General features: G+C 64.5%; 18 protein-coding genes. 15 read left to right on the plus strand and 3 right to left on the minus strand.

Features of this window, described 5'->3' with window-relative positions; all coding sequences use genetic code 11:
- Positions 1-482 precede the first annotated feature (482 nt).
- Complete coding sequence (locus tag MF6396_RS26505; protein ID WP_078481903.1) at positions 483-1,703, minus strand: CaiB/BaiF CoA transferase family protein; 1,221 nt, start codon at positions 1,701-1,703, stop codon at positions 483-485.
- Between the two features lie 14 nt (positions 1,704-1,717).
- Complete coding sequence (locus MF6396_RS26510; RefSeq protein WP_054916007.1) at positions 1,718-2,899, minus strand: acyl-CoA dehydrogenase; 1,182 nt, start codon at positions 2,897-2,899, stop codon at positions 1,718-1,720.
- Positions 2,900-3,051: 152 nt separating this feature from the next.
- On the opposite strand from MF6396_RS26510, the gene MF6396_RS26515 reads away from it, so the two are divergent.
- The 6 genes from MF6396_RS26515 (at position 3,052) to MF6396_RS26540 (ending at position 9,484) form a co-directional block, all read left to right on the plus strand.
- Complete coding sequence (locus MF6396_RS26515) at positions 3,052-3,978, plus strand: LysR family transcriptional regulator (RefSeq protein WP_054916008.1); 927 nt, start codon at positions 3,052-3,054, stop codon at positions 3,976-3,978.
- Between the two features lie 409 nt (positions 3,979-4,387).
- Positions 4,388-5,509, plus strand: coding sequence for a Re/Si-specific NAD(P)(+) transhydrogenase subunit alpha (locus MF6396_RS26520; protein WP_043862334.1), 1,122 nt, complete (start codon positions 4,388-4,390; stop codon positions 5,507-5,509).
- Positions 5,510-5,520: 11 nt separating this feature from the next.
- Positions 5,521-5,838, plus strand: coding sequence for an NAD(P) transhydrogenase subunit alpha (locus MF6396_RS26525; RefSeq protein WP_043862333.1), 318 nt, complete (start codon positions 5,521-5,523; stop codon positions 5,836-5,838).
- Between the two features lie 2 nt (positions 5,839-5,840).
- The gene (locus MF6396_RS26530; RefSeq protein ID WP_043862332.1) at positions 5,841-7,277 is read left to right on the plus strand and encodes an NAD(P)(+) transhydrogenase (Re/Si-specific) subunit beta; all 1,437 of its coding nucleotides are present in this window, start codon (positions 5,841-5,843) and stop codon (positions 7,275-7,277) included.
- Between the two features lie 178 nt (positions 7,278-7,455).
- Positions 7,456-8,949 (plus strand): acetyl-CoA hydrolase/transferase family protein, encoded by a 1,494-nt coding sequence (locus MF6396_RS26535; protein ID WP_043862331.1) that lies wholly within the window; start codon positions 7,456-7,458, stop codon positions 8,947-8,949.
- A 319-nt stretch (positions 8,950-9,268) separates the two neighbouring features.
- Positions 9,269-9,484: a DUF1127 domain-containing protein gene (locus MF6396_RS26540; protein WP_043862330.1), complete on the plus strand. Its 216-nt coding sequence runs from the start codon at positions 9,269-9,271 to the stop codon at positions 9,482-9,484.
- A 35-nt stretch (positions 9,485-9,519) separates the two neighbouring features.
- On the opposite strand, the gene MF6396_RS28585 is transcribed toward MF6396_RS26540, so the two are convergent.
- The gene (locus MF6396_RS28585) at positions 9,520-9,726 is read right to left on the minus strand and encodes a hypothetical protein (protein ID WP_153046130.1); all 207 of its coding nucleotides are present in this window, start codon (positions 9,724-9,726) and stop codon (positions 9,520-9,522) included.
- Between MF6396_RS28585 and MF6396_RS26545 the strand changes: the two genes are divergently transcribed.
- The 9 genes from MF6396_RS26545 (at position 9,725) to MF6396_RS26585 (ending at position 21,111) form a co-directional block, all read left to right on the plus strand.
- Entirely contained in the window at positions 9,725-10,042 is a 318-nt protein-coding gene (locus MF6396_RS26545) for a DUF2388 domain-containing protein (RefSeq protein ID WP_078481904.1), read from the plus strand. The genes MF6396_RS28585 and MF6396_RS26545 overlap by 2 nt on opposite strands.
- Positions 10,043-10,156: 114 nt before the next feature.
- Positions 10,157-10,450: a DUF2388 domain-containing protein gene (locus MF6396_RS26550; protein ID WP_058542008.1), complete on the plus strand. Its 294-nt coding sequence runs from the start codon at positions 10,157-10,159 to the stop codon at positions 10,448-10,450.
- Positions 10,451-10,477: 27 nt separating this feature from the next.
- A complete protein-coding gene (locus tag MF6396_RS26555; RefSeq protein WP_043862327.1) occupies positions 10,478-10,798 on the plus strand; it encodes a DUF2388 domain-containing protein in 321 nt (106 codons plus the stop codon).
- Complete coding sequence (locus MF6396_RS26560; RefSeq protein ID WP_078481905.1) at positions 10,795-12,750, plus strand: DUF7844 domain-containing protein; 1,956 nt, start codon at positions 10,795-10,797, stop codon at positions 12,748-12,750. Before MF6396_RS26555 ends, MF6396_RS26560 begins: the two co-directional genes overlap by 4 nt.
- Positions 12,751-12,934: 184 nt before the next feature.
- The gene (locus tag MF6396_RS26565; protein ID WP_078481906.1) at positions 12,935-14,386 is read left to right on the plus strand and encodes a hypothetical protein; all 1,452 of its coding nucleotides are present in this window, start codon (positions 12,935-12,937) and stop codon (positions 14,384-14,386) included.
- Positions 14,374-15,849 carry a hypothetical protein gene (locus tag MF6396_RS26570; RefSeq protein WP_078481907.1) on the plus strand — a complete coding sequence of 492 codons (1,476 nt, stop codon included), beginning with the start codon at positions 14,374-14,376 and terminating at the stop codon, positions 15,847-15,849. Before MF6396_RS26565 ends, MF6396_RS26570 begins: the two co-directional genes overlap by 13 nt.
- A 15-nt stretch (positions 15,850-15,864) precedes the next feature.
- Positions 15,865-16,269, plus strand: a complete 405-nt coding sequence (locus MF6396_RS26575; RefSeq protein WP_054916013.1) for a hypothetical protein — start codon at positions 15,865-15,867, stop codon at positions 16,267-16,269.
- Positions 16,270-16,379: 110 nt separating this feature from the next.
- A complete protein-coding gene (locus MF6396_RS26580; protein WP_054916014.1) occupies positions 16,380-20,072 on the plus strand; it encodes a tubulin-like doman-containing protein in 3,693 nt (1,230 codons plus the stop codon).
- A 10-nt stretch (positions 20,073-20,082) separates the two neighbouring features.
- Complete coding sequence (locus MF6396_RS26585; protein WP_078481909.1) at positions 20,083-21,111, plus strand: hypothetical protein; 1,029 nt, start codon at positions 20,083-20,085, stop codon at positions 21,109-21,111.
- The last annotated feature ends 3 nt before the right edge of the window (positions 21,112-21,114 follow it).

Consider the following 21,114-nt stretch of genomic DNA (forward strand, 5'->3'; position numbering starts at 1 on the left):
CAAATCTTTCGATTTTCGTGCAGTCACTTGTGATGCTGATAATCTTTCTGACTATCAGTCTGAGCTCACAAGCACCCACACGAATTGCTTGATTCAGTTGTTAAAGAGCGGTTGGTCAAGAACTTTTTGTCTCAACCGAGGCGCGCATTCTACGCTTTCCTCAGAGTCTGTCAAGCGTTTACTTTGAAGTTTTTCGTTTCACTTCAAACACTTGACTCGCTTCGATCTCTCGTAGCGGGAGGCGAATTCTACAGCGTTACAACCTGCTGTCAACCACCTTTTTTTCACCGCTGCCGATCTTTCGATCGAAGCACCTCCAGCCTGACCTGAAACGTCCAACTCATTGATATTAAAGGAGTTTTTCGTTCCGACTGCGCCGGAAGTGGGGCGAATTATAGAGAGATTAAATCGTGCGTCAAGGGCTAATTTGAAACTTTATCAAATCAGCCCTCGCCACCCTCTATATAGATAGGAGAGGGCGCCTACAGCACACCCGCGCCACGCAGGCGCTGCACCTCGTCACCCTTCAGCCCCAGCACCTGCATCAGCACCTGTTCGGTATGCTCCCCCAGCAGCGGCGGCGCATTGCGGTACTCCACCGGCGTCTCGGACAAACGAATAGGGCTGGCCACCTGCGGCACGCTGCCGGCCAACGGGTGAGGAATCTCTATGGCCAGGCCACGCGCCTGCACCTGAGGGTCCTGGAACATCTGCGCCAGGTCGTTGATCGGCCCGCACGGTACACCCGCCTGCTCCAGCTGGCTGACCCACTCGGCGGTAGTCTTGAACACCGTGGCCTGGCGAATCAGCGGGATCAGCTCGGCGCGGTTGGCCACACGCAGTTTATTAGTGGCAAACCGCGGGTCATCCGCCCACTGCGGCTGGCCGGCCACCTCGGCGAACTTGCGAAACTGCCCGTCGTTACCCACGGTCAGGATGAAGTCGCCATCGGCGGTAGGAAAATCCTGGTAAGGCACGATGTTCGGGTGCGCATTACCCAGGCGACGCGGCGCAACACCCGTGGTCAGGTAGTTCATCGCCTGGTTGGCCAGGCAAGCCACCTGCACATCCAGCAACGCCATGTCGATGTGTTGCCCGCCGCCATCGTGATCCCGGTGGGCGAGGGCGGCCAATATCGCCACCGTCGAATACAGCCCGGTGAGAATATCGGTCAACGCCACCCCGACCTTCACCGGCCCCGCACCGTCCTCACCCTCCGGGCGGCCGGTAAGGCTCATCAGGCCACCCAGGCCCTGGATCATGAAGTCATAACCGGCACGCTTGGCGTAGGGTCCGGTCTGGCCGAAGCCGGTGATCGAGCAATAGATAAGCCGCGGGTTGATCGCCCGCAGGCTTTCGTAGTCCAGCCCGTAGGCCGCCAGCCCGCCAACCTTGAAGTTCTCGATCAGGATGTCGGACTTGGCCGCCAGCTCGCGTACCAGTTGCTGGCCTTCGGACTGGGTGAAGTCGATGGTGACCGACTGCTTGTTGCGGTTGGCCGAAAGGTAGTAGGCCGCCTCACTGGTGTTCTCGCCATAGGCGTCCTTGAGAAACGGCGGGCCCCAGGCGCGCGTGTCGTCGCCCGCCCCGGGACGCTCGACCTTGATCACCTCGGCCCCCAGGTCCGCGAGGATCTGTCCGGACCACGGTCCGGCCAGCACTCGCGACAGATCCAGCACCCGCAGATGAGATAGCGCGCCCATGGGCTGGCTCCTTATTAATAGAAAGCCTGCAGACCGGTTTGCGCACGCCCCAGAATCAGCGCGTGCACGTCATGGGTACCTTCATAGGTGTTGACCACCTCGAGGTTGACCAGGTGGCGGGCCACGCCGAACTCGTCGGAGATACCATTGCCGCCCAGCATGTCGCGGGCCAGGCGGGCGATGTCCAGCGCCTTGCCGCAGGAGTTGCGCTTCATGATCGAGGTGATCTCGACCGCAGCAGTGCCTTCATCCTTCATGCGGCCCAGGCGCAGGCAACCTTGCAGGGCCAGGGTGATCTCGGTCTGCATGTCGGCCAGCTTCTTCTGGATCAGCTGGTTGGCGGCCAACGGGCGGCCGAACTGCTGACGGTCCAGGGTGTATTGGCGCGCGGTGTGCCAGCAGGCTTCCGCTGCACCCAGGGCGCCCCAGGAGATGCCATAGCGCGCCGAGTTGAGGCAGGTGAACGGGCCCTTCAGGCCACGTACATCCGGGAAGATGTTTTCTTCAGGCACGAACACGTTGTCCATCACGATCTCGCCGGTGATCGAGGCACGCAGGCCGACCTTGCCGTGAATCGCCGGGGCACTCAGGCCTTCCCAGCCTTTCTCCAGCACGAAGCCACGAATGTCGCCCGCATCGTCCTTGGCCCACACCACGAACACGTCAGCGATCGGGCTGTTGGTGATCCACATCTTGCTGCCGCTCAGGCGATAGCCACCGTCGACGCTCCTGGCGCGGGTGATCATCGAGCCCGGGTCGGAGCCATGGTTGGGCTCGGTGAGGCCGAAGCAGCCGATCCACTCGCCGCTGGCCAGCTTGGGCAGGTACTTCTGCTTCTGCGCCTCGGTACCGAATTCGTTGATCGGCACCATCACCAGCGAAGACTGCACGCTCATCATCGAGCGATAGCCGGAGTCGATACGCTCCACTTCACGGGCAATCAGGCCGTAGCACACATAGTTGAGGCCGCTGCCACCGTACTGCTCGGGGATGGTCGCACCCAGCAGGCCAACCTCGCCCATTTCACGGAAGATCGCCGGGTCGGTCTGCTCATGGCGGAAGGCTTCGAGCACACGCGGGGCGAGCTTGTCCTGGGCGAAGTGGAACGCGCTGTCACGCACCATGCGCTCTTCTTCGGTGAGCTGCTGATCGAGCAGCAGCGGGTCGATCCAGTTGAAGCTTGCCTTGCCAGCCATGTGCGAATCCTCGGAAACGTTTTGTCGTGGGTTGATCCTAGGCCGTAACGGGCGTGGCGACAAACGAGGATTGCGCATAGTCTTGTGATAATTTCTCACTTCGTAACGGCACCAACGGCCATTTTTACGACTGATTAGTGAGGTTGACGTATATGCGGCGCAAGATCCCCAGCACCACGGCCCTGGTGTGCTTCGAGGCTGCAGCCCGCCACGAAAGCTTTACCAAGGCGGCCCAGGAGCTCTCCCTGACCCAGGGCGCGGTGTGCCGACAGGTGGGCGGGCTGGAGGAGTTTCTGAATGTGGAGCTGTTTCGACGCTCGCGCCGTGGCGTGAAGCTCACCGAAGCCGGCCTGTCCTATAGCCGCCGCGTCGCCACCCAGCTGGACGCGGTGGAGCGCGATACCCTGTCGGTGATGGGCCAGCAGGGCGCCAACGTGATCGAACTGGCCCTGGTACCGACCTTCGGCACGCAATGGCTGCTGCCGCGACTGAAGGACTTTCAGCGCCTGCACCCCGAAGTCACCGTCAACCTGACCAACCGCACCCGTCCGTTCCTTTTCGCCGACACCCACTTCGACGCCGCCATCTATTTTGGCGACGCCGACTGGTCGGGTACCCAGTCCCACCGCCTGATGGGCGAGAACCCCGTGCCGGTGTGCAGCCCGGCCTTGCTGGCAGGGCAGGCTAGCCTTAGCGCCGAGGACCTCGCGCAACTGCCGCTGCTGCAGCAGACCACCCGACCCTATGCCTGGCGCCAGTGGTTCAACAGCCTGGAAATGAACGTGGCCCGCGACATGACCGGCCCGCGCTATGAGCTATTCTCGATGTTGGCCCAGGCCGCCATGCACGAGATGGGCGTGGCGTTGATCCCGCCCTTTCTCATCCAGCATGAACTGGGGGAGGGCAGGCTGGTGATTGCCAACCCGCATGCGCTGTCGAGCATCAAGGCGTATTACCTGATGATCCCGGAGCGCAAGGTGGAATCCGCCTCGCTTCGTGCTTTTCGCGACTGGCTGGTAGCCGAGGCCCAGCGCTATGCCGCGCAGCACAAGGATCAGAGCGGTTTGTTGACCCCGTAGTCAGCAAATATCGAGCCCTACAGATATACGAAAATGTCGCAAATTAGCAGACTGTTCCGGTGCACGCCAAAACACCCCTTAACCCTGCTGTTTACGGGGCCTTCGCGACATAAAGCCTGTGCACAAATGCGCTTTCGCGAAATTTGTCTGAAAAAATTTCAAATTTTGCGTAATGTCCCTGAAGCCCACGGTTCGCGGGCTTCAGGCCGTTTATTGCGACATTCGGTCACAGGGTGACTTGTAGTTTATCGTTCGTCACCCTTCAGAACCGGTTGAAGCGATTCAGGATCGCCTGCAAAATGCCGCGCCCCGCCCGGATTCAGGGCGGGATCGTGCTGATCGGCCGCCCCAGACGCACCATCCGCAGTGCGCTGGTTTACCAACAAAAGATCACGCAGGAGAAATTGACGTGCACATTGGTGTTCCTCTCGAAACGCAGACGGGCGAGACACGTGTCGCTGCCACCCCCGAAACCATCAAGAAACTGATCGGCCAGGGTCATCAGGTCACTGTGCAACGTGGCGCGGGCGTCAATGCCAGCGTGCCCGACAGTGCCTATGAAGCAGCAGGCGCGACCATCGGCAGCGCTGCCGATGCGTTTGGCGCACAGCTTGTACTCAAGGTTGTGGCGCCCAACGAAAGCGAACTGGGCCAGATCAACAGCGGCACCGTTCTGGTGGGCATGCTCAACCCGTTCAACAATGACGTGATTGCCAGGATGGCCGAACGCGGGATCACCGCCTTCGCTCTCGAAGCCGCGCCGCGCACCTCCCGCGCGCAGAGCCTCGACGTGCTGTCATCGCAGGCCAACATCGCCGGCTACAAGGCCGTGCTGCTGGCCGCGCATCACTACCCACGCTTCATGCCGATGCTGATGACTGCCGCAGGCACCGTTAAGGCTGCCCGCGTGCTCATCCTGGGCGCCGGTGTGGCCGGCCTGCAGGCCATCGCCACGGCCAAGCGCCTGGGTGCGGTGATCGAGGCCTCGGACGTGCGCCCGGCGGTAAAGGAGCAGATCGAATCGCTCGGCGCCAAGTTCATCGACGTGCCGTATGAAACCGATGAGGAACGCGAGTGCGCCGAAGGCGTCGGCGGCTACGCGCGGCCCATGCCCGCCAGCTGGATGCAGCGTCAGGCCCAGGCCGTGCACGAACGCGCCAGACAGGCCGACATCGTCATCACCACCGCGCTGATCCCCGGGCGCAAGGCACCGACCCTGCTCAGCGCCGAAACCGTCGCGCAGATGAAGCCGGGCTCGGTGGTCATCGACCTCGCCGCCGCACAGGGCGGCAACTGCCCGCTGACCGTGGCCGACCAGGTGGTGATCGAGAACGGCGTGACCATCGTCGGCCCCACCAACCTGCCAGCCCAGGTCGGTGCGGACGCCTCGGCCCTGTATGCACGCAACCTGCTCGACTTCATGAAACTGCTGTTCGACAAGGACGGCGCCCTCACGATCAACCTCGAAGACGACATCGTCGCCGCGTGCCTGATGTGCCGCGACGGCCAGGTCATCCGCAAGAACGGATAAGGAGCCAGACAATGGAAGACATGCTGATCTCTCACGGCGTCTACAACCTGATCATCTTCGTGCTGGCCATCTATGTGGGCTACCACGTGGTATGGAACGTGACCCCGGCGCTGCACACCCCGCTGATGGCGGTCACCAACGCCATCTCCGCCATCGTCATCGTCGGCGCCATGCTGGCCGCCGCGCTGACCGTGACCCCGCTCGGCAAGACCATGGGCACCCTCGCGGTGGCCCTGGCAGCGGTCAACGTGTTCGGCGGTTTCCTCGTCACCCGGCGCATGCTGGAGATGTTCAAGAAAAAGGCCGCGAAGGCTGAGGGGAAGAAGTAAACATGAGCATGAACCTGGTAACCCTGCTCTACCTTGTCGCCTCGGTGTGCTTCATCCAGGCGCTCAAGGGCCTGTCGCACCCGACCACCTCGCGGCGCGGCAACCTGTTCGGCATGCTCGGCATGGCCCTGGCGGTGATCACCACCGTCGGCCTGATCTACAAACTGGGCGCGCAGCTGGCCACCGACGGCATCGGCTACGTGATCGTCGGCCTGCTGGTGGGCGGCACTGCCGGCTCGATCATGGCCAAACGCGTCGAAATGACCAAGATGCCGGAACTGGTCGCCTTCATGCACAGCATGATCGGCCTGGCGGCCGTGTTCATCGCCATCGCTGCCGTGGTCGAACCACAGTCGCTGGGCATCGTGGCCAGCATCAGCGACCCGATTCCGGTCGGCAACCGCCTGGAGCTGTTCCTTGGCGCCGCCATTGGTGCGATCACCTTTTCGGGTTCGGTCATCGCCTTCGGCAAGCTGTCGGGCAAGTACAAGTTCCGCCTGTTCCAGGGCGCGCCGGTACAGTTCAGCGGCCAGCACAAGCTCAACCTGGTGCTGGGCCTGGCCACCATCGCCCTGGGTCTGATCTTCACCTTCACCGGCAACCTGACCGCCTTCGCCCTGATGCTGGCCCTGGCCTTCGTGATGGGTGTGCTGATCATCATCCCGATCGGCGGCGCCGACATGCCGGTGGTGGTCTCGATGCTCAACAGTTATTCGGGCTGGGCAGCGGCGGGCATCGGCTTCTCGCTGAACAACTCGATGCTGATCATTGCCGGTTCGCTGGTGGGTTCGAGCGGCGCGATCCTCTCGTACATCATGTGCAAGGCGATGAACCGTTCGTTCTTCAACGTGATCCTCGGCGGCTTCGGCGGCGCTGCAGAAGCGGCCGGCCCGGCCGGTGCCAAGGAGGCGCGCCCGGTGAAATCCGGTTCGGCCGACGACGCCACCTTCCTGCTGAGCAACGCCGACACCGTGATCATCGTGCCCGGCTACGGCCTGGCGGTGGCCCGTGCTCAGCATGCGCTCAAGGAACTGACCGAAAAGCTCACCCACAACGGCGTGACCGTGAAGTACGCGATCCACCCGGTGGCGGGGCGCATGCCCGGGCACATGAACGTGCTGCTGGCCGAGGCCGAAGTGCCCTACGACCAGGTGTTCGAGATGGACGACATCAACTCCGAGTTCGGCCAGGCCGACGTGGTACTGGTGCTCGGTGCCAACGACGTGGTCAACCCGGCGGCCAAGAACGATCCCAAGTCGCCGATTGCCGGCATGCCGATCCTCGAAGCCTTCAAGGCCAAGACCATCATCGTCAACAAGCGCTCCATGGCCAGCGGCTATGCCGGCCTGGACAACGAGCTGTTCTACCTGGACAAGACCATGATGGTGTTCGGCGATGCCAAGAAGGTCATCGAAGACATGGTCAAAGCCGTGGAATAAGCCCTTGAAAAGGCTGTGACAAATAGCCCCAGCGCGGTACCGGCTGGGGCTTTTTCGTGCCCGCCCAGCCGACAGAAGGCTCTACTTCAGGCCTTCGCATTCGACCTTGGTCGCGGGACGCCGACAGGCGAAATCAATAGACTGCGCATCTAGCTTTAGTAGCCCGAGATAATAATCCATGTACCGTGATCGTATTCGCTTGTCCTCTTTGCACAGCAAGGTAATGAGTGCGGCCGATGCCGCAGGTTTGATCGAGGACGGCATGACCGTCGGCATGAGCGGTTTCACCCGTGCCGGCGAAGCCAAGGCCGTGCCCCACGCACTGGCCGAGCGAGCCAAGCTGTCGCCGCTGAAAATCAGCCTGATGACCGGCGCCAGCCTGGGCAACGACCTCGACAAGCAGCTGACCGAAGCCGGTGTGCTGGCCCGTCGCATGCCGTTCCAGGTCGACAGCACCCTGCGCAAGGCCATCAACGACGGCAAGGTGATGTTCATCGACCAACACCTGTCGGAAACCGTCGAGCAACTGCGCAACCAGCAGCTCAAGCTGCCGGACATCGCGGTCATCGAAGCGGTCGCGATCACCGAAGACGGCCACATCGTGCCGACCACCTCCGTGGGCAACTCGGCCAGCTTCGCCATTTTCGCCAAGCAGGTCATCGTCGAGATCAACATGGCGCACAACGCCAACCTCGAAGGCCTGCATGACATCTATATCCCGACCTACCGGCCGACCCGCACGCCGATCCCGCTGGTGAAAGTCGATGACCGCATCGGCAGCACCGCGATCCCGATCGACCCGGCCAAGATCGTCGGCATCGTCATCACCGAGCAGGCGGACTCGCCGTCCACCGTATTGCCGCCGGACGACGAAACCCAGGGTATCGCCAACCACCTGATCAACTTCCTCAAGCAGGAAGTCGACGCCGGGCGCATGACCAACAAGCTCGGCCCACTGCAGGCCGGCATCGGCAGCATCGCCAACGCGGTGATGTGCGGTCTGATCGACTCGCCGTTCGAAGACCTGACCATGTACTCCGAAGTGCTGCAGGACTCGACCTTCGATCTGATCGACGCCGGCAAGCTGAGCTTTGCCTCGGGCAGTTCCATCACCCTGTCGACCCGTCGCAACGCCGACGTGTTCGGCAACCTGGAGCGCTACAAGGACAAGCTGGTGCTGCGTCCGCAGGAAATCTCCAACCACCCTGAAGTGGTACGGCGCCTGGGCATCATCGGCATCAACACCGCACTGGAGTTCGACCTGTACGGCAACGTCAACTCCACCCACGTGTGCGGCACGCGCATGATGAACGGCATCGGTGGCTCGGGCGACTTCGCGCGCAACGCGCACCTGGCCATCTTCGTCACCAAGTCCATCGCCAAGGGCGGCGCGATCTCCAGCGTGGTACCGATGGTCAGCCATGTGGACCACACCGAGCACGACGTGGACATCCTCGTCACCGAGCAGGGCCTGGCCGACCTGCGTGGCCTGGCGCCGCGCGAGCGCGCCCGGGTGATCATCGACAACTGTGTGCACCCGGACTACCGCGACGCACTGAACGACTACTTTACCCGCGCCTGCGAAAAGGGTGGGCACACCCCGCACATCCTGCGCGAAGCCCTGCAGTGGCATGAAAACCTGGAAGAAACCGGGCGCATGCTGGCCAGCTGAAGCCGTCCCTGTACAGCCGGTGGCGCGCAATGCGCACCGGCTGTACAGTTGCCCCGCCCAACCATTACACAAACTGTTCTACTGTACCGGTGTTTTGACGGTACCTTCCTACGCAAAATCCCCTCATTGACCCTAAATTGCACCATTTCAGTGCGGACCGGTACAGTTGCGTCCAATCCGAGTGCAACAGTCTGCATAAACAGTTAACTGGCCCATCACAATGCAGGTGAACTGTATCTACTGTTATGGACGACACAGGAGGATCATTGGCATCAGTTAAATCACTACCTAATGCCGCCACAAGCGGAAGGATGACACCATGGAACGTACACTCAGTTCCGATCTGGCTTTTGAAAACAACGCTCAACAATCCCAGGGTTCGCTGCCACTGCGCCTGCTGGCCAACCTGATGCTGTGGCAACGCCGCATCGCCAGCCGCCACCAACTGGCTCGCCTGGACTCGCGTCTGCTGGCTGATGCCGGTATCAGCGAAGCGCAACGTTACGAAGAGCTGAGCAAGCCTTTCTGGCGTTGATGCAGGGCCCGCCGGCCAACGCCGGCACCCCGAATTCAAAAACCCGTCGCAGGTGACTGCTGACGGGTTTTTTTGTTTGAAAGGCCCGCGCCAGAGCATTCGAACCCAATACCAGTACAGTTTTTTATAAACCAAAATATCACCAGTACAATCGTACAGTTGCGCTGCACGAGCCGGCGAAGCAGACGCCGCTGCACCACCTGCTGCATAATAGCCAGGCCCATATTCAGGAGATCGACCATGTCCCGTACCCGCCTGCTTGGCGCCGCAATGCTGCTGGCCCTGGCCTCCACTGCCCACGCATCCAGCTTCGTGGTCACCACCGATACCGTGGTGCGTGGCGTTGCCGCCTCCACCAACGCGACCTCCGATGCCTCCTCATCGCTGCGCGATGACAAGATCGTGCGCGCCGCCCGTGACGACGCCGCCAGCTTCGTCGCCAGCCAGGGCGCCATCCGCGGTGTGAAACTGGAAAGCGCCTTCGCCCACATCCGCCAGCAGGTCCCGACCCTGCAGGCTTCCGACGCCCAACTGGCCCAGGCGATCCTGGCCATCTGAACCGCGCAAGGGCCCGGTACACGTAACAACGTGTAAAAGCCGGGTACCCTGCGCTGGTCCCCACCCGCGCATTGGGATAGCCTTGCCGCCTGATTTCACAGCCAACCAGACCTCATGCGTTATTTGCTACCGCTGCTGCTCGCACTCTGCGCGTCGACTGCCGCCCAGGCCTTCGACCTGACCACTCAAAGCCTTGTGATTGCGGGCTACGCCACCAGCAAGGTGACCACCGCCCCGTTCGATCGCAAGCTGATCCTGGCCGCCCACGACGATGCCGCCGCCTTCGTCGCCAGCGACGGCGCCCTGCGTGGCGCACAGCTGGAAGCCGCCCTGATCGCACTGCGCCAGCACACCCCCGAACTTCATGCCAGCGACCTTGAACTGGCGCAGGCAATTCTCGTCCAATGATCACAACCGATTTTCCGGAGATGCTCCATGCGTAAACCGCTGATTGCCGCCACCCTCGGCCTGATGCTGCTGGCCGACGTGGTCCAGGCACAAACCCTGGTGGCCACCAGCAATATCATCGTGCGTGCCTTTGGCCGCTCGATCGACTTCACCTCCGACACCACCACCTCGATCCGCGACTCCAAGGTCGTGCGCGAGGCCCGTGACGATGCCGCCAGCTTCGTCGCCAGCCGTGGCGATATCCGTGGCGCGCAACTGGAAGCTGCCTTCGATACCCTGCGCCAGCGCGTTCCCGAAGCACGCGACGCCAGCGACCAGGTGCTGGCCGAAGCCATCCTGTCGCTGTGAAACCCCTTGCCTGGCTGTTGGGCAGCGTACTGACGCTGCTCGGCGCCCCTGCGCTGGCCGACCTGCAACTGCACCTGCAGGCAGACGGCCTCGACCCGCAACAGCAGCGGGCCAGCCAGGCATTGCTCGACGAAGCCCTGCAGGCCCTGCCGCCACGCTTGAAGGCTGAGCTGGACCGCCGCGTCGACGTCTCCTGGACCACCCGCATGCCCGAAGACGCCTATGGCCAGGCGTCGCTGGTATCGAGCCTGGAGCTCAACCGGCGCCTGCTGCCGGGCCTCACCGATGGCAGCGCTGCCACCGCGCAGACCGGCCGGCCGCATGGCACGGTGCGCCAGGAGCTGCTGGCCACCGTTCTCCACGAGCTCACCCACCTGTATGACCGCGCCCGCCTGTGGCCAGCGCCCGAGCGCCGGCTGATCAGCCGCTGCGTGCGCCAGAACACCAGCCTGGGCAAGGTGGGGCTGCCCGATGAATGCCGCGGCCAGACCGAACGCCGCTTCACCCTCAGCGACGACCCGCGCCTGCTCGACCTCGCCGGCTGGCCGCAATACGTGGGCCGGCGTGGCGAGCGCGAACAGCACAACCGCCAGATCGCACGCACCCCGGACAGCTACGAGCTGAGCAGCCCCAAGGAATTCATCGCGGTCAACATGGAGTACTTCCTCCTCGACCCGAGCTACGCCTGTCGCCGCCCGGCCCTCTACAAGTACCTGCGCGAGCATTTCGACTGGGCGCCTGCCGCTGCCGAGTGCGCGCCGGGGCTGCCGTTCCTCAACGCCGGCAACGACTTCGACAAGCAGCCGCTGGGCCAGGTCGACCCCGAACGCGTGTATGCCGTGGACTTCCTGCTGGCCGAAGCCAACCAGAACTGGGTCAGCCGCTGGGGCCACAGCATGCTGCGCCTGGTGATCTGCGCGCCGGGGCGCCCACGCGGTCCGGACTGCCGCCTGGACCTGGACCAGCACCTGGTGCTCTCGTACCGTGCCTTCGTCAACGACGTGCAGCTATCGAGCTGGGACGGCCTGACCGGCGCCTACCCCTCGCGCCTGTTCGTGCTGCCACTGGCACAGGTGATCGACGAGTACACCAAGACCGAACTGCGCAGCCTGGCTTCGATCCCGCTCAAGCTCGACCGGGACGAAATCGAAGACCTGGTGCGCCAGGCTGCCGAGATGCACTGGAACTACGACGGCCACTATTACTTCCTGTCCAACAACTGCGCGGTCGAAACCCTCAAGCTGCTGCGCAGCGGCACCGGCAACCCGCGCCTGGCCGGGCTCGACAGCATCATGCCCAATGGCCTGCTCGAGGTGCTGCAGGGTCGTGGCCTGGCCGACATGAGCGTGCTCGACGACCCGCGCGAAGCCTTGCGCCTGGGCTACCGCTTCGACTCCTACCGCGACCGCTATCAGGCCATGTTCCAGGTGCTCAAGCAGCACCTGCCGGTGCCGCAGGCCAGCGTGGAGGCCTGGCTCGAACAGCCACCCGCCCAGCGCCAGCAATGGTTCGCCCAGGCCGACCTGCGCACCAGCGCGGCCTTGTTGCTGCTGGAACAGGCCGGCCTGCGCCGCCAGTTGCTGCTGGCCCAGGACGAGGTCAAGCAGCGCTACCTCAGCGGTCGCGAGCTCAACGACACCAACGTGGCCCAGGCCAACAGCACCCTGCAGCAGATCCTCGCCAACAGCGGCTTTCTCAGCAAACCGGCCGAACTGCTGAGCGGCAGCGGCTACGGGCTGCCCCAGGCCAGCGAACGCCAGCAGCTGGAGCAGGCCAGCAGCCAGCGCCAGCAGCAACTGCAGCGCCTGACCGGCGACCTGGACAAGGAAGTACGCGCCTTGCTCGGCCCCGAGCGCGCCGCCGAAATCGCCGCCGTCGAAGCCAACCTCAAGCAGCTCGGCGAACACCTGCGCGCATTGCACAAGGCCGCTGGCGGGCTGCAATTGCCCTGAGTCGGTAGTTGACTTTGTAACTGCCTGTGCCACTATTTCGCCGCTTGAAAAATGGCATTTGGCTGCCATTGCGCCCCGCCGAAAGGCGCCGGGACATTTCGCAGAACCTCTTTCTTTCGACGTGACGGCCTGACCTCAAGCAGGCACTGCCGCGCACGGACGACCGTTGGCATGGTGGGATTATATGGACGTAGTCGGAGACGACCGCGAGTACGAGTGGTCGCTGGATGGGCAACGCTGGTTGCAGGATGCCCATGGCAGGTTCTCCCTGACCCACGTCGCCGGCAAGGCGCTGGAAGACGCGCAGCCCGACCTGGACTTTCTCGTCGGTGCGCAGCAGGCGCCCGGTGCGCAGGGCTGGCTGCCGGCCAGCTTCCGCCATTGCCCGCAGACCGGTACAGCCCTCACGCCCGTGCGCTTCGACCGCCAGCAACGCTGGTTGCCGCCCTATGGCAACGGTAGCGGACGCCGGGTGGTGGAGGGCAGTTGCCGGCTCGACGGTGCCGAGCACACCCTCGCCGCGTTGTACCGCAAGCTGGACGGCGCCACCCCGCGCAGCCTGAACACCGCGCACAAGTACGACCAGCTGCCACGCAAGAACGGCTTGAATTTTCTCGTCGCCAACCTGGGCGGTCATCGCGAGGCGCTGTTTGCGCTGGCCCGCGACGGCAGCCTGTTCCGCTGGCAGCGCCAGGCCCAGGAGTGGGCGGCGCTGTTGCCGCACAGCACCCCGATCGGCCGTTGCAGCCTGCCCAGCTGGGCGTGGGGCGTGGGCCTGCGCGAGGTGGGCGAACAGCAACGCCTGCTGCTGGCCTGTGACGAGGGTGCCACCGAGGTGCGCGTCGACCCGCTCGATGGCCGCTACCATGTCGACCGCTGCCCGGGCCGTGCCATCGCCGCCCCCGGCGATCTCGACGACCAGGTACTGATCCCGCAGCAGATGCCCGACGGCAGCTTCAGCCTGGTGGCACGCCACAATGAACAGTGGACCCTGCACCCCATCGCCCACGCCAACCCGGCGCACCTGCAGGGCCTGTCCGCGCCACTGCGCGACCCGGCCTCGCGGCGCCTGCTGTGGATCGGCGCCCACGGCTACCTCAGCGTCAAGCTCGGCGCCCAGCTGGACGCCCAGTGGCTGAGCTGGCCCGCCGGTGCCCAGGCCCGCCCCGAATACGGCCCGCCGTTCGTCAACGGCTACGGCATCTGGCAGCAACTGTTCGAGGGCAGCGAGCAGTACTGCCTGCGCCTGGACTCGGACGAACGCAAGGAAGTCAAAGGCTCGCGCCTGAGCACCGGGCACCTGAACTACATGTTCAACGTGCGCCTGGATGCGCCCTGGGGCGAGCACGACGTCGACAACACCCCCACCCGGCGCGAAGTGGTCTACCCCTTCATCGAGTTCATCGACAGCCAGTACCTGCTGTCGGTGCGCGTCGAGTGGCCGTCGAGCCTGCAACAGTTCTTCGGCAACGACCAGGCCATCGACAGCCAGTTCTGCCTGGAACGCGTGGGCCAGCCGCCCTTGAGCATCACCCTCAAAGTGGCCCAACCCTGGAACGCCCAGTGGTTCTTCCACGACAACGCCCTGTGGCTGTACATCGATTCGACTGGAGCGCTCTACCGATGGAACGCATGAACCGCCTGCTGCGCCGTGGCCTGCTGCTGGCCCTGAGCCTGGTGTGCCTGAGCGCCCAGGCGCAACCGCTGCGCCAGGTGTTTCTGGTACAGAACTCCGGCTGGATGGAGCCGTTCTACCTCGACCCGGCTTCGGGCTTCAAACCGCTGATCACGCAACTGGCCGCCACCGCCGCCGGCAACGGCGAAGTGGTGATCGGCGCCTTCAACCAGGCCGACAGCAGCCACCCCTCGCCGCAATGGACCTACCGCGGCCCCGGCACCCACGCCAAGCTCGGCGACAGCGTCAATGCCCTGGCCCTGGCACGCAAGGCCAGTGGCGCCTATGCCGACACCGACTTCAAGGAAGCCCTGCTGGCCGCGATCAAGACCGGCCTGGAAGGGCGCGAAGGCATCATCTGGATCGTCACCAACAACAAGAACAGCCCCAACAACAGCAGCGAGACCCAGCTCAAGAACCGCGAGTTCTACGACCTGCTGCACAAGGAAGACGTGATCAGCCGCATCGCCGCCTTCCCGCAGAAGATGCCGGTCAAGAGCAGCAACTTCGAAGCCAACGGCCTGATGATCTACGCCCTGGCCTACGGCGCCAATGCCGGTGCCGCGCTGGAACAGGTGCTGGCCCAGCCGGCCCTGGCCAAACTGCTGAACGACGCGCGTGTACGCCTCAAGCCGCTGACCCAGGCCGCCGTGCGCTTCATCCCGACCGGCGTCAAGGACACCCCCGACGTCAGTGCAGAGCTGGCCCCCGACCAGCAGACCGTGGTGCTCAACATCAACGTCGACGGCTCGCCCAAGACCGCGGTGTTGCTGGGCCGCTTCGAGAACCAGTTCAACCCCTACCAGATCCACTCGGCCAAGGTCGCGATGAGCCTGGACATGCCCGGCGAAGCCCTGCAGTCGGCGATCTCGATGGACCGCATCGAGAACCTCGAACCCGGCGCCCGCTCCGACGAGCTGTCGATCAGCCTGCAACTGCCGCCGCTGCCGTCGCAGTGGTCCAGCGAAGTGCTGCTGTCCAGCGGCTACCAGCGTGCCGGGGCCATCGAAGTGCGCCTGAGCGAGCAGCAACTGCAGATTTCCCAGCAGTTCATCGAGCGCATGAACGAGCTGTTCCCCAACGATGCACTGCCCGATGTGTTCCTGCCGTCCAGCGAAGCCAGCGCTTCGGCCACCCGCCTGCCGATCGTGCTGCAGATCAGCTACCCGCTGGGCCCGGTGCTGTTGCTGCTGGCCCTGCTGGTGCTGGCGTTGATCGGCCTGTTGCTGGCCAAGGCCCTGATCGGCGGCAAGAAGCCGGTCACGGTGATGGTCGAAGGCATCGCCCAGCAATACCCGCTCAAGCCGTTCAGCAGCGCGAGCGTCTATGACGCCCGGCAGAACAAGGTCGCGACCGTAAAGCGCGGCCTGTTCGGCTCCACCCTCGAAAAACTCGCCGCCGACGTCGCCGTGCGCCTCAAATAACCCAGGACCCCGATCATGACCCAGACCAGCTCCCTGCCAGCCCCCGTAGAAAACGACGCCGCACCGGCCACCACCACCTCCACCCTGAGCGTTCCGGCGCCGCTGATGGACCTGGGCCCGAAAAAGGTCGACAGCCGTGACGCCCTGATAGGCGTGGCCGTGCTGGTGGTACTGGCGCTGATCTTCTTCGTGATCAAGAACGCCTACGCCAACTGGCGCGTGCGCGAGCGCGTGGCCCCCAGCCGCGCCAACGCCTCGGGCTGGTTCCTGTTCCTGGGCCTGCTGCTGGTCTCGGCCATGGCCGTGCTGGCGGTGATCAACTCCGGTCAGTTCCTCACCCCGCTGTACCTTGCACCACTGGCTGGCGTGGCCGGCATTTCGCTGGTGGCCTGGCTGATGACCTTCTCGGCCAAGCGCTGAGCCCGGCCTGCACTGCCCGCGTCAGGCCTGGCCTGACGCTTCAATTTGATCCACGGATTTAGCCCGCCGACCCGATTCGGCCAGCCCAGCCAGGGCTCATGGAGTTTCAGATGAACGAGAATGCACAACCTTCCGGCCCGGCAGCGCTGAACATGGTCAGCGAGAAGATCCACCCGACGCTGTTCATCGCCCTGGGCGGTACCGGCATGAAGGTCAACATTCGCCTGCGCCGGCGCATTCTCAATGCCATCTGGGGCGGCAACAACCAGGTGCAGCAGATTGCCGACTTCCCCCTGGTGCAGTTCATCAACTTCGACCTGGATGCTGGCGAAGTCACCCAGGATGGCAAGTCGATCAAGACCGACGTGCTGGCCGAGCAAGTGGCCTTCACCTCCGAAGAGAAGATCATCGAGCCGCTCAACCTGAGCAAGTACACCCACTCGATGGACGAGCTCAACCGCCACCGTGAAGTGGCCGAATGGTTCCCGCTGACCCCGGACAAGATCCGCGCCCTGGGCATCGACCCCTCCAAGGGCGCCGGGCAGATCCGTGCGCTGTCGCGCCTGTACTTCTACGACAAGTACCCGGTGATCCGCGACAAGCTGCGCGACAAGGTCGGACGCCTGCTGGCCAACATCGGCGGCAACGCCGACAAGCTCAAGAAGCTCGGCCTGGAAATCGACCCCGGCAAGATCCGCATCGTCATCAGCGGCTCGGCGGCCGGCGGCACCGGGTCCGGTTCGTTCCTGGACATGGGCTACCTGGCCAAGGCGATCCTCAAGGAACACAACATCGCCGGCAAGGTCGACCTGTTCTTCGTGTTGCCCGGCGGCTTCCATGCCTACAACACCGAGCGCGTGCAGGCCAACGGCTACGCGGCGCTGATGGAGCTGGAAACCAGCATGCGCGGCAACCGCCTGGTCAAGCACTGGGACGCCACCGACAACCTGTTCATCGACAACCGCCCGTACGATGACGTCTACATCATCGACAACAGCAACGTCGCCCAGGCCAAGACCAGCGACCAGGAAGACGTCTACGAGATGCTCTCGGACGTGCTGTTCACCGACTTCACCTCGCAGGACTTCGCCAACAAGAAGCGCTCGATCGCGGTCAACCAGAACCAGCACAAGATCCGCTCCTACACTGTGCGCCTGCCCCAGGACTACGGCGACGACACCGAGCTGCGCTTCCCGTGCTCGTACTCATCGCTCGGCCAGGCCGTGCTCGACACCCAGATCGACGCGCGTCAGAACGTGCGCCTGAGCCGTCAGGTACAGCAGATGCTCAAGGCGTTCTTCGGCATCGCCAACGCCTCGGCCAACGACAACCGTCCTACCGACCGCGAGCGTGACGACTTCCTGCGCGAGCAGCTGAACGTCACCCCGCGTACCTTCACCGAACTGCCGGACTTCCTGTCCAAGGTCGAGCTGACCCTGGCCACCGGCGAGTTCACCCACTACCAGATCGCCGACGACCTGCTGCTGGTGGAAGGCGACAACAGCATCACCGCCCAGATCGAGCAGAAGGTCGAAGCGTTGTTCGAACGCCTGCACAGCGGCGGCGCCGACAAGGACCAATGGCTGACCCATGTGCGCGAGATCCAGCAGCAGCTGGAACGCGACACCAAGGGCAGCAACATCGACAGTGCCGAGCGCAACCACGAGGTGCGCATCAAGGAAAACCGCCAGCGCCGCCTGGCCGAGCTGGTGCGCGAAGACGCCCTGCCGGAAAAACTCTTCCGTCGCCTGGACGACGATGAGCGCGGTGGCCTGGACTACACCCTGGCCCTGGTCGAGATGCTCAAGGACCGCCTGGAAAACGAAGGCAGCGGCATCATCCCGGCGCTGGAAAAGAACGCCGCACGCTTCAAGGAACTGGCCGAGAAGCTGGAGTCCTCGGAGCTGGCCCGCGAATTCGAGCGCCTCAAGGAAACCACCGGCGGCGGCCTGATGGCCCGCCTCAGCGGCAAGGACAAGCAGGCCGAGACCGTGCTCACCCAGGTCAAGGACACCCTGCGCGACAGCTTGTTGTTCTACGTGCGCCATGTGGCCGCGCGCGAGGCGGCCCAGTTGCTGCGCGAGCTGTCCGACTGGCTGGGCCGCAAGGAGTCGGTGGACCAGAGCGGTCGTGCGGTGTGGAACGGCTTCGTCGGTCGTCTGCAGGACGGGCGCAACGCAGTCGACCAGCTGCTGCGCCGGATCGAGACCGACATCAGCAAGATCGACGCCAGCATCAAGGAAAAACACGCCACGCTGATCCCCCTGGCGCTGGTGCAGAACAGCGAAGAACAACCGGTGGACGGCGCCCAGGTGCGCGAATGGGCCAAGGACGCATTCAAGGACTTCGGCGGCTCCAAGACCCTGTTCGGCAAGCTGCAGGACGAGGAGGGCCAGGAAGAGCTGCTGTCCAAGCTGCGCGCCAAGGCCGTACAGCAACTGCCGCGCCAGACCCAGGGCACCGACCCGCTGCTCAGTGCGCTGGCCGCGCTGACCCCGGACGAGCAGCGCGAGAAGTTCCGCCAGTTGCTGCAACGTGCCATGCCGTGGACCCCGCTCAACCTCACCGGCGGCTTCGGCATCGGCAAGGACCGCTACACCTGCCTGGTCGGCGTGCAGGACGCCAATGAGTTCAAGCGCACCTATGGCGCCATGCTCGGCCAGTGCCTGCCACAGGGCACCGGCATGACCGCCGGGCAGATCCAGTTCGTCGAGTCGGGCACCCCGGGCAAGCTGATCTGCTTTACCGAGCTCAGCGGCTTCCCTCTGCCGGCGCTGACCCCGCTGCCGACCTACCTGGCCAGCTACCGCAAGGAAAGCACCACCATCCCGCTGCACAGCCACAAGCGCATCAGCCAGTTCGTGCAGCCGATCCAGTTCACCCAGGAGCAGTACCGCCAGTTCGCCGAGGACTTCAAGCTGTACCTGCACGCGGTCGTGATGGGGGTACTGCGCCGCAACCCGTCGGAACGCTACGAACTGATGATCGACCAGGACTACTTCAGCGTCGGTGACGAGTTCGCGATCCGCCAGAACGGCCTGAACCAGCTGCAGCGCAAGGACATCGAAGACCAGCTGCGCCAACGCTACGAGCAACTGCGCAGCCCGCAGCAACTGGCAGCCATGGTCGCGCTGTTCGAAGACCTGCGCCGCGGCGCCTACAAGCCGCAGATGCGCCAGGACGAAATCGGCGTGTCGTCGCTGTACCAGACCTTCCCGTACAAGATCGCCGAGCTGCTGAAAAACGAGTACGACAACCGCCTCAAGCGCCAGGCCCCGGACAACGCCGAGCGCCTTGTCGAGCAGGCGCGCGCGTTGCTGCAGCAGTTCACCGAGCCGGTCAGCGGCTCGCGCGCCGATGTGTACCGCGACGAAGTGCACGACGAGCACAGCGAGAAGCGCACCCTGCTCAAGGACTTCTTCACCAGCGGCTGGCTCGACAGCCTGTTCCAGCCGGCCGCCAGCACAGCGCCAGTTGCCGCCCCCATGCCGGGCATGGCGCCACCGCCGCCACCAGGCGCAGCCGGCATGGTGCCACCGCCGGTGGCCGCACCGCAGTACAGCTACCACCTGAGCGTGGCCGGCACCAACTATGGCCCGTACACCACCAGCCAACTGCAGCAGTACGTGCAGACCGGCCAGGTGACCCGCGACAGCCTGTTGTGGCGCGAAGGCATGGCCGCCTGGCTGGGCGCCGGGCAGATCGCCGAGCTGGCCCACCTGTTCGCCCCGACGCCCGCCGCAGCGCCGCCTGTCGGTACCCCACCGCCCGTTGCGCCGATGGCGCCACCGCCTGTGAACTGAGGAAGGCCCCATGTCCGCATCCGCGAAAAATCCGGCCTTCCCGCTCAACTGCGCCAGCAGCGCGTGCAACCAGCCCCTGAGCGGCCCGGTGGCGTTCTGTCCGTACTGCGGCGCCAGCAGCCAGGTTGGGGCCGCTGCACCCGCCGCGCCGGCGCCGGTGGCCGTGGTGAGCGCGGCCCCGCCCCCCATGCCCGCAGCGGCGCCCGCGCCGGTGATCGAATCGGTGCACACGCTGGCCCCGGCAGGCATCGTGAGCACACCGGTGGTGACGCCGCCGCCCGTACCGCCGATAGTGCAAGGGGCGCCGGCTGCCAAGTCGCGCAACCTTGGGCGCAAGCTTGCCCTGGCCGCCGGTGTGGTAGTGGCGGTACTCGGCTACGGTGCCTACCAGGCCAGCCAGCGCCAGTCGCTGCAGCAGTTCGAAGCCGAACTGGCCGCCGGCCAGGCGTGCCTGCGCAGCAGCCAGTTCGACTGTGCGCTGGAAAAAGCCGAAAGCGCGCTGCGCATCGAGAGCAAGGACCCGCGCGCCATCAGCCTGCTGCAACGCGCCCAGGCCGGGCTCGAGGGCCCGCAGCGCGACCAGCAGGCCAAGGCCCAGGCGGCAGCCGCCGCGGCCAGTGCGGCAGCCGCTCGTCAGGCAGCGGCCGAACGGGCGCAACGCGAGCAGCAGGCCCGTGAGCTGGCCACCAAGGAGCAGCAGCTACGCGACGAGCAAACCCAGCTCGCCAAGCGCCAGCAACAGCTGGAACAACAGGCTCGCGTCGTGCAGCCGGCGCAGCAGCGTCCGCTCACCACCCCGCGCCCGCCCGTACAACGACCTGCCAGCGCAGCCAATGCCGGGCTGGTGGGCCAGCAACTGAGCCAGGCACGCAGCGCCCTGGCCCGTCGTGACGGTGCCACCGCCCGTTCGCTGGCCAACAGCGTGCTCAGCCAGGACCCTGGCAACCGCCAGGCGCAGATCATCCTGCGCCAGGCCGAGCAACTGCGCGCTCAGTCGTTCAATACGCCAAAGGGCCTGGGCGGGGTGATCATCGAGTAGCCC

Origin of the sequence: Pseudomonas sp. MF6396 (assembly GCF_002018915.1) — a bacterium.
Lineage (GTDB): Bacteria > Pseudomonadota > Gammaproteobacteria > Pseudomonadales > Pseudomonadaceae > Aquipseudomonas > Aquipseudomonas palmensis.

What these genes read in the sequence shown, in the direction of transcription:
- MF6396_RS26530 (WP_043862332.1), top strand. Translation starts at nt 5,841, where the DNA reads ATGAGCATGAACCTGGTAACCCTGCTCTACCTTGTCGCCTCGGTGTGC.
- MF6396_RS26575 (WP_054916013.1), top strand. Translation starts at nt 15,865, where the DNA reads ATGACCCAGACCAGCTCCCTGCCAGCCCCCGTAGAAAACGACGCCGCA.
- MF6396_RS26570 (WP_078481907.1), top strand. Translation starts at nt 14,374, where the DNA reads ATGGAACGCATGAACCGCCTGCTGCGCCGTGGCCTGCTGCTGGCCCTG.
- MF6396_RS26565 (WP_078481906.1), top strand. Translation starts at nt 12,935, where the DNA reads ATGGACGTAGTCGGAGACGACCGCGAGTACGAGTGGTCGCTGGATGGG.
- MF6396_RS26545 (WP_078481904.1), top strand. Translation starts at nt 9,725, where the DNA reads ATGTCCCGTACCCGCCTGCTTGGCGCCGCAATGCTGCTGGCCCTGGCC.
- MF6396_RS26585 (WP_078481909.1), top strand. Translation starts at nt 20,083, where the DNA reads ATGTCCGCATCCGCGAAAAATCCGGCCTTCCCGCTCAACTGCGCCAGC.
- MF6396_RS26515 (WP_054916008.1), top strand. Translation starts at nt 3,052, where the DNA reads ATGCGGCGCAAGATCCCCAGCACCACGGCCCTGGTGTGCTTCGAGGCT.
- MF6396_RS26525 (WP_043862333.1), top strand. Translation starts at nt 5,521, where the DNA reads ATGGAAGACATGCTGATCTCTCACGGCGTCTACAACCTGATCATCTTC.
- MF6396_RS26535 (WP_043862331.1), top strand. Translation starts at nt 7,456, where the DNA reads ATGTACCGTGATCGTATTCGCTTGTCCTCTTTGCACAGCAAGGTAATG.
- MF6396_RS26510 (WP_054916007.1), bottom strand. Translation starts at nt 2,899, where the DNA reads ATGGCTGGCAAGGCAAGCTTCAACTGGATCGACCCGCTGCTGCTCGAT.
- MF6396_RS26550 (WP_058542008.1), top strand. Translation starts at nt 10,157, where the DNA reads ATGCGTTATTTGCTACCGCTGCTGCTCGCACTCTGCGCGTCGACTGCC.
- MF6396_RS28585 (WP_153046130.1), bottom strand. Translation starts at nt 9,726, where the DNA reads ATGGTCGATCTCCTGAATATGGGCCTGGCTATTATGCAGCAGGTGGTG.
- MF6396_RS26540 (WP_043862330.1), top strand. Translation starts at nt 9,269, where the DNA reads ATGGAACGTACACTCAGTTCCGATCTGGCTTTTGAAAACAACGCTCAA.
- MF6396_RS26505 (WP_078481903.1), bottom strand. Translation starts at nt 1,703, where the DNA reads ATGGGCGCGCTATCTCATCTGCGGGTGCTGGATCTGTCGCGAGTGCTG.
- MF6396_RS26580 (WP_054916014.1), top strand. Translation starts at nt 16,380, where the DNA reads ATGAACGAGAATGCACAACCTTCCGGCCCGGCAGCGCTGAACATGGTC.
- MF6396_RS26555 (WP_043862327.1), top strand. Translation starts at nt 10,478, where the DNA reads ATGCGTAAACCGCTGATTGCCGCCACCCTCGGCCTGATGCTGCTGGCC.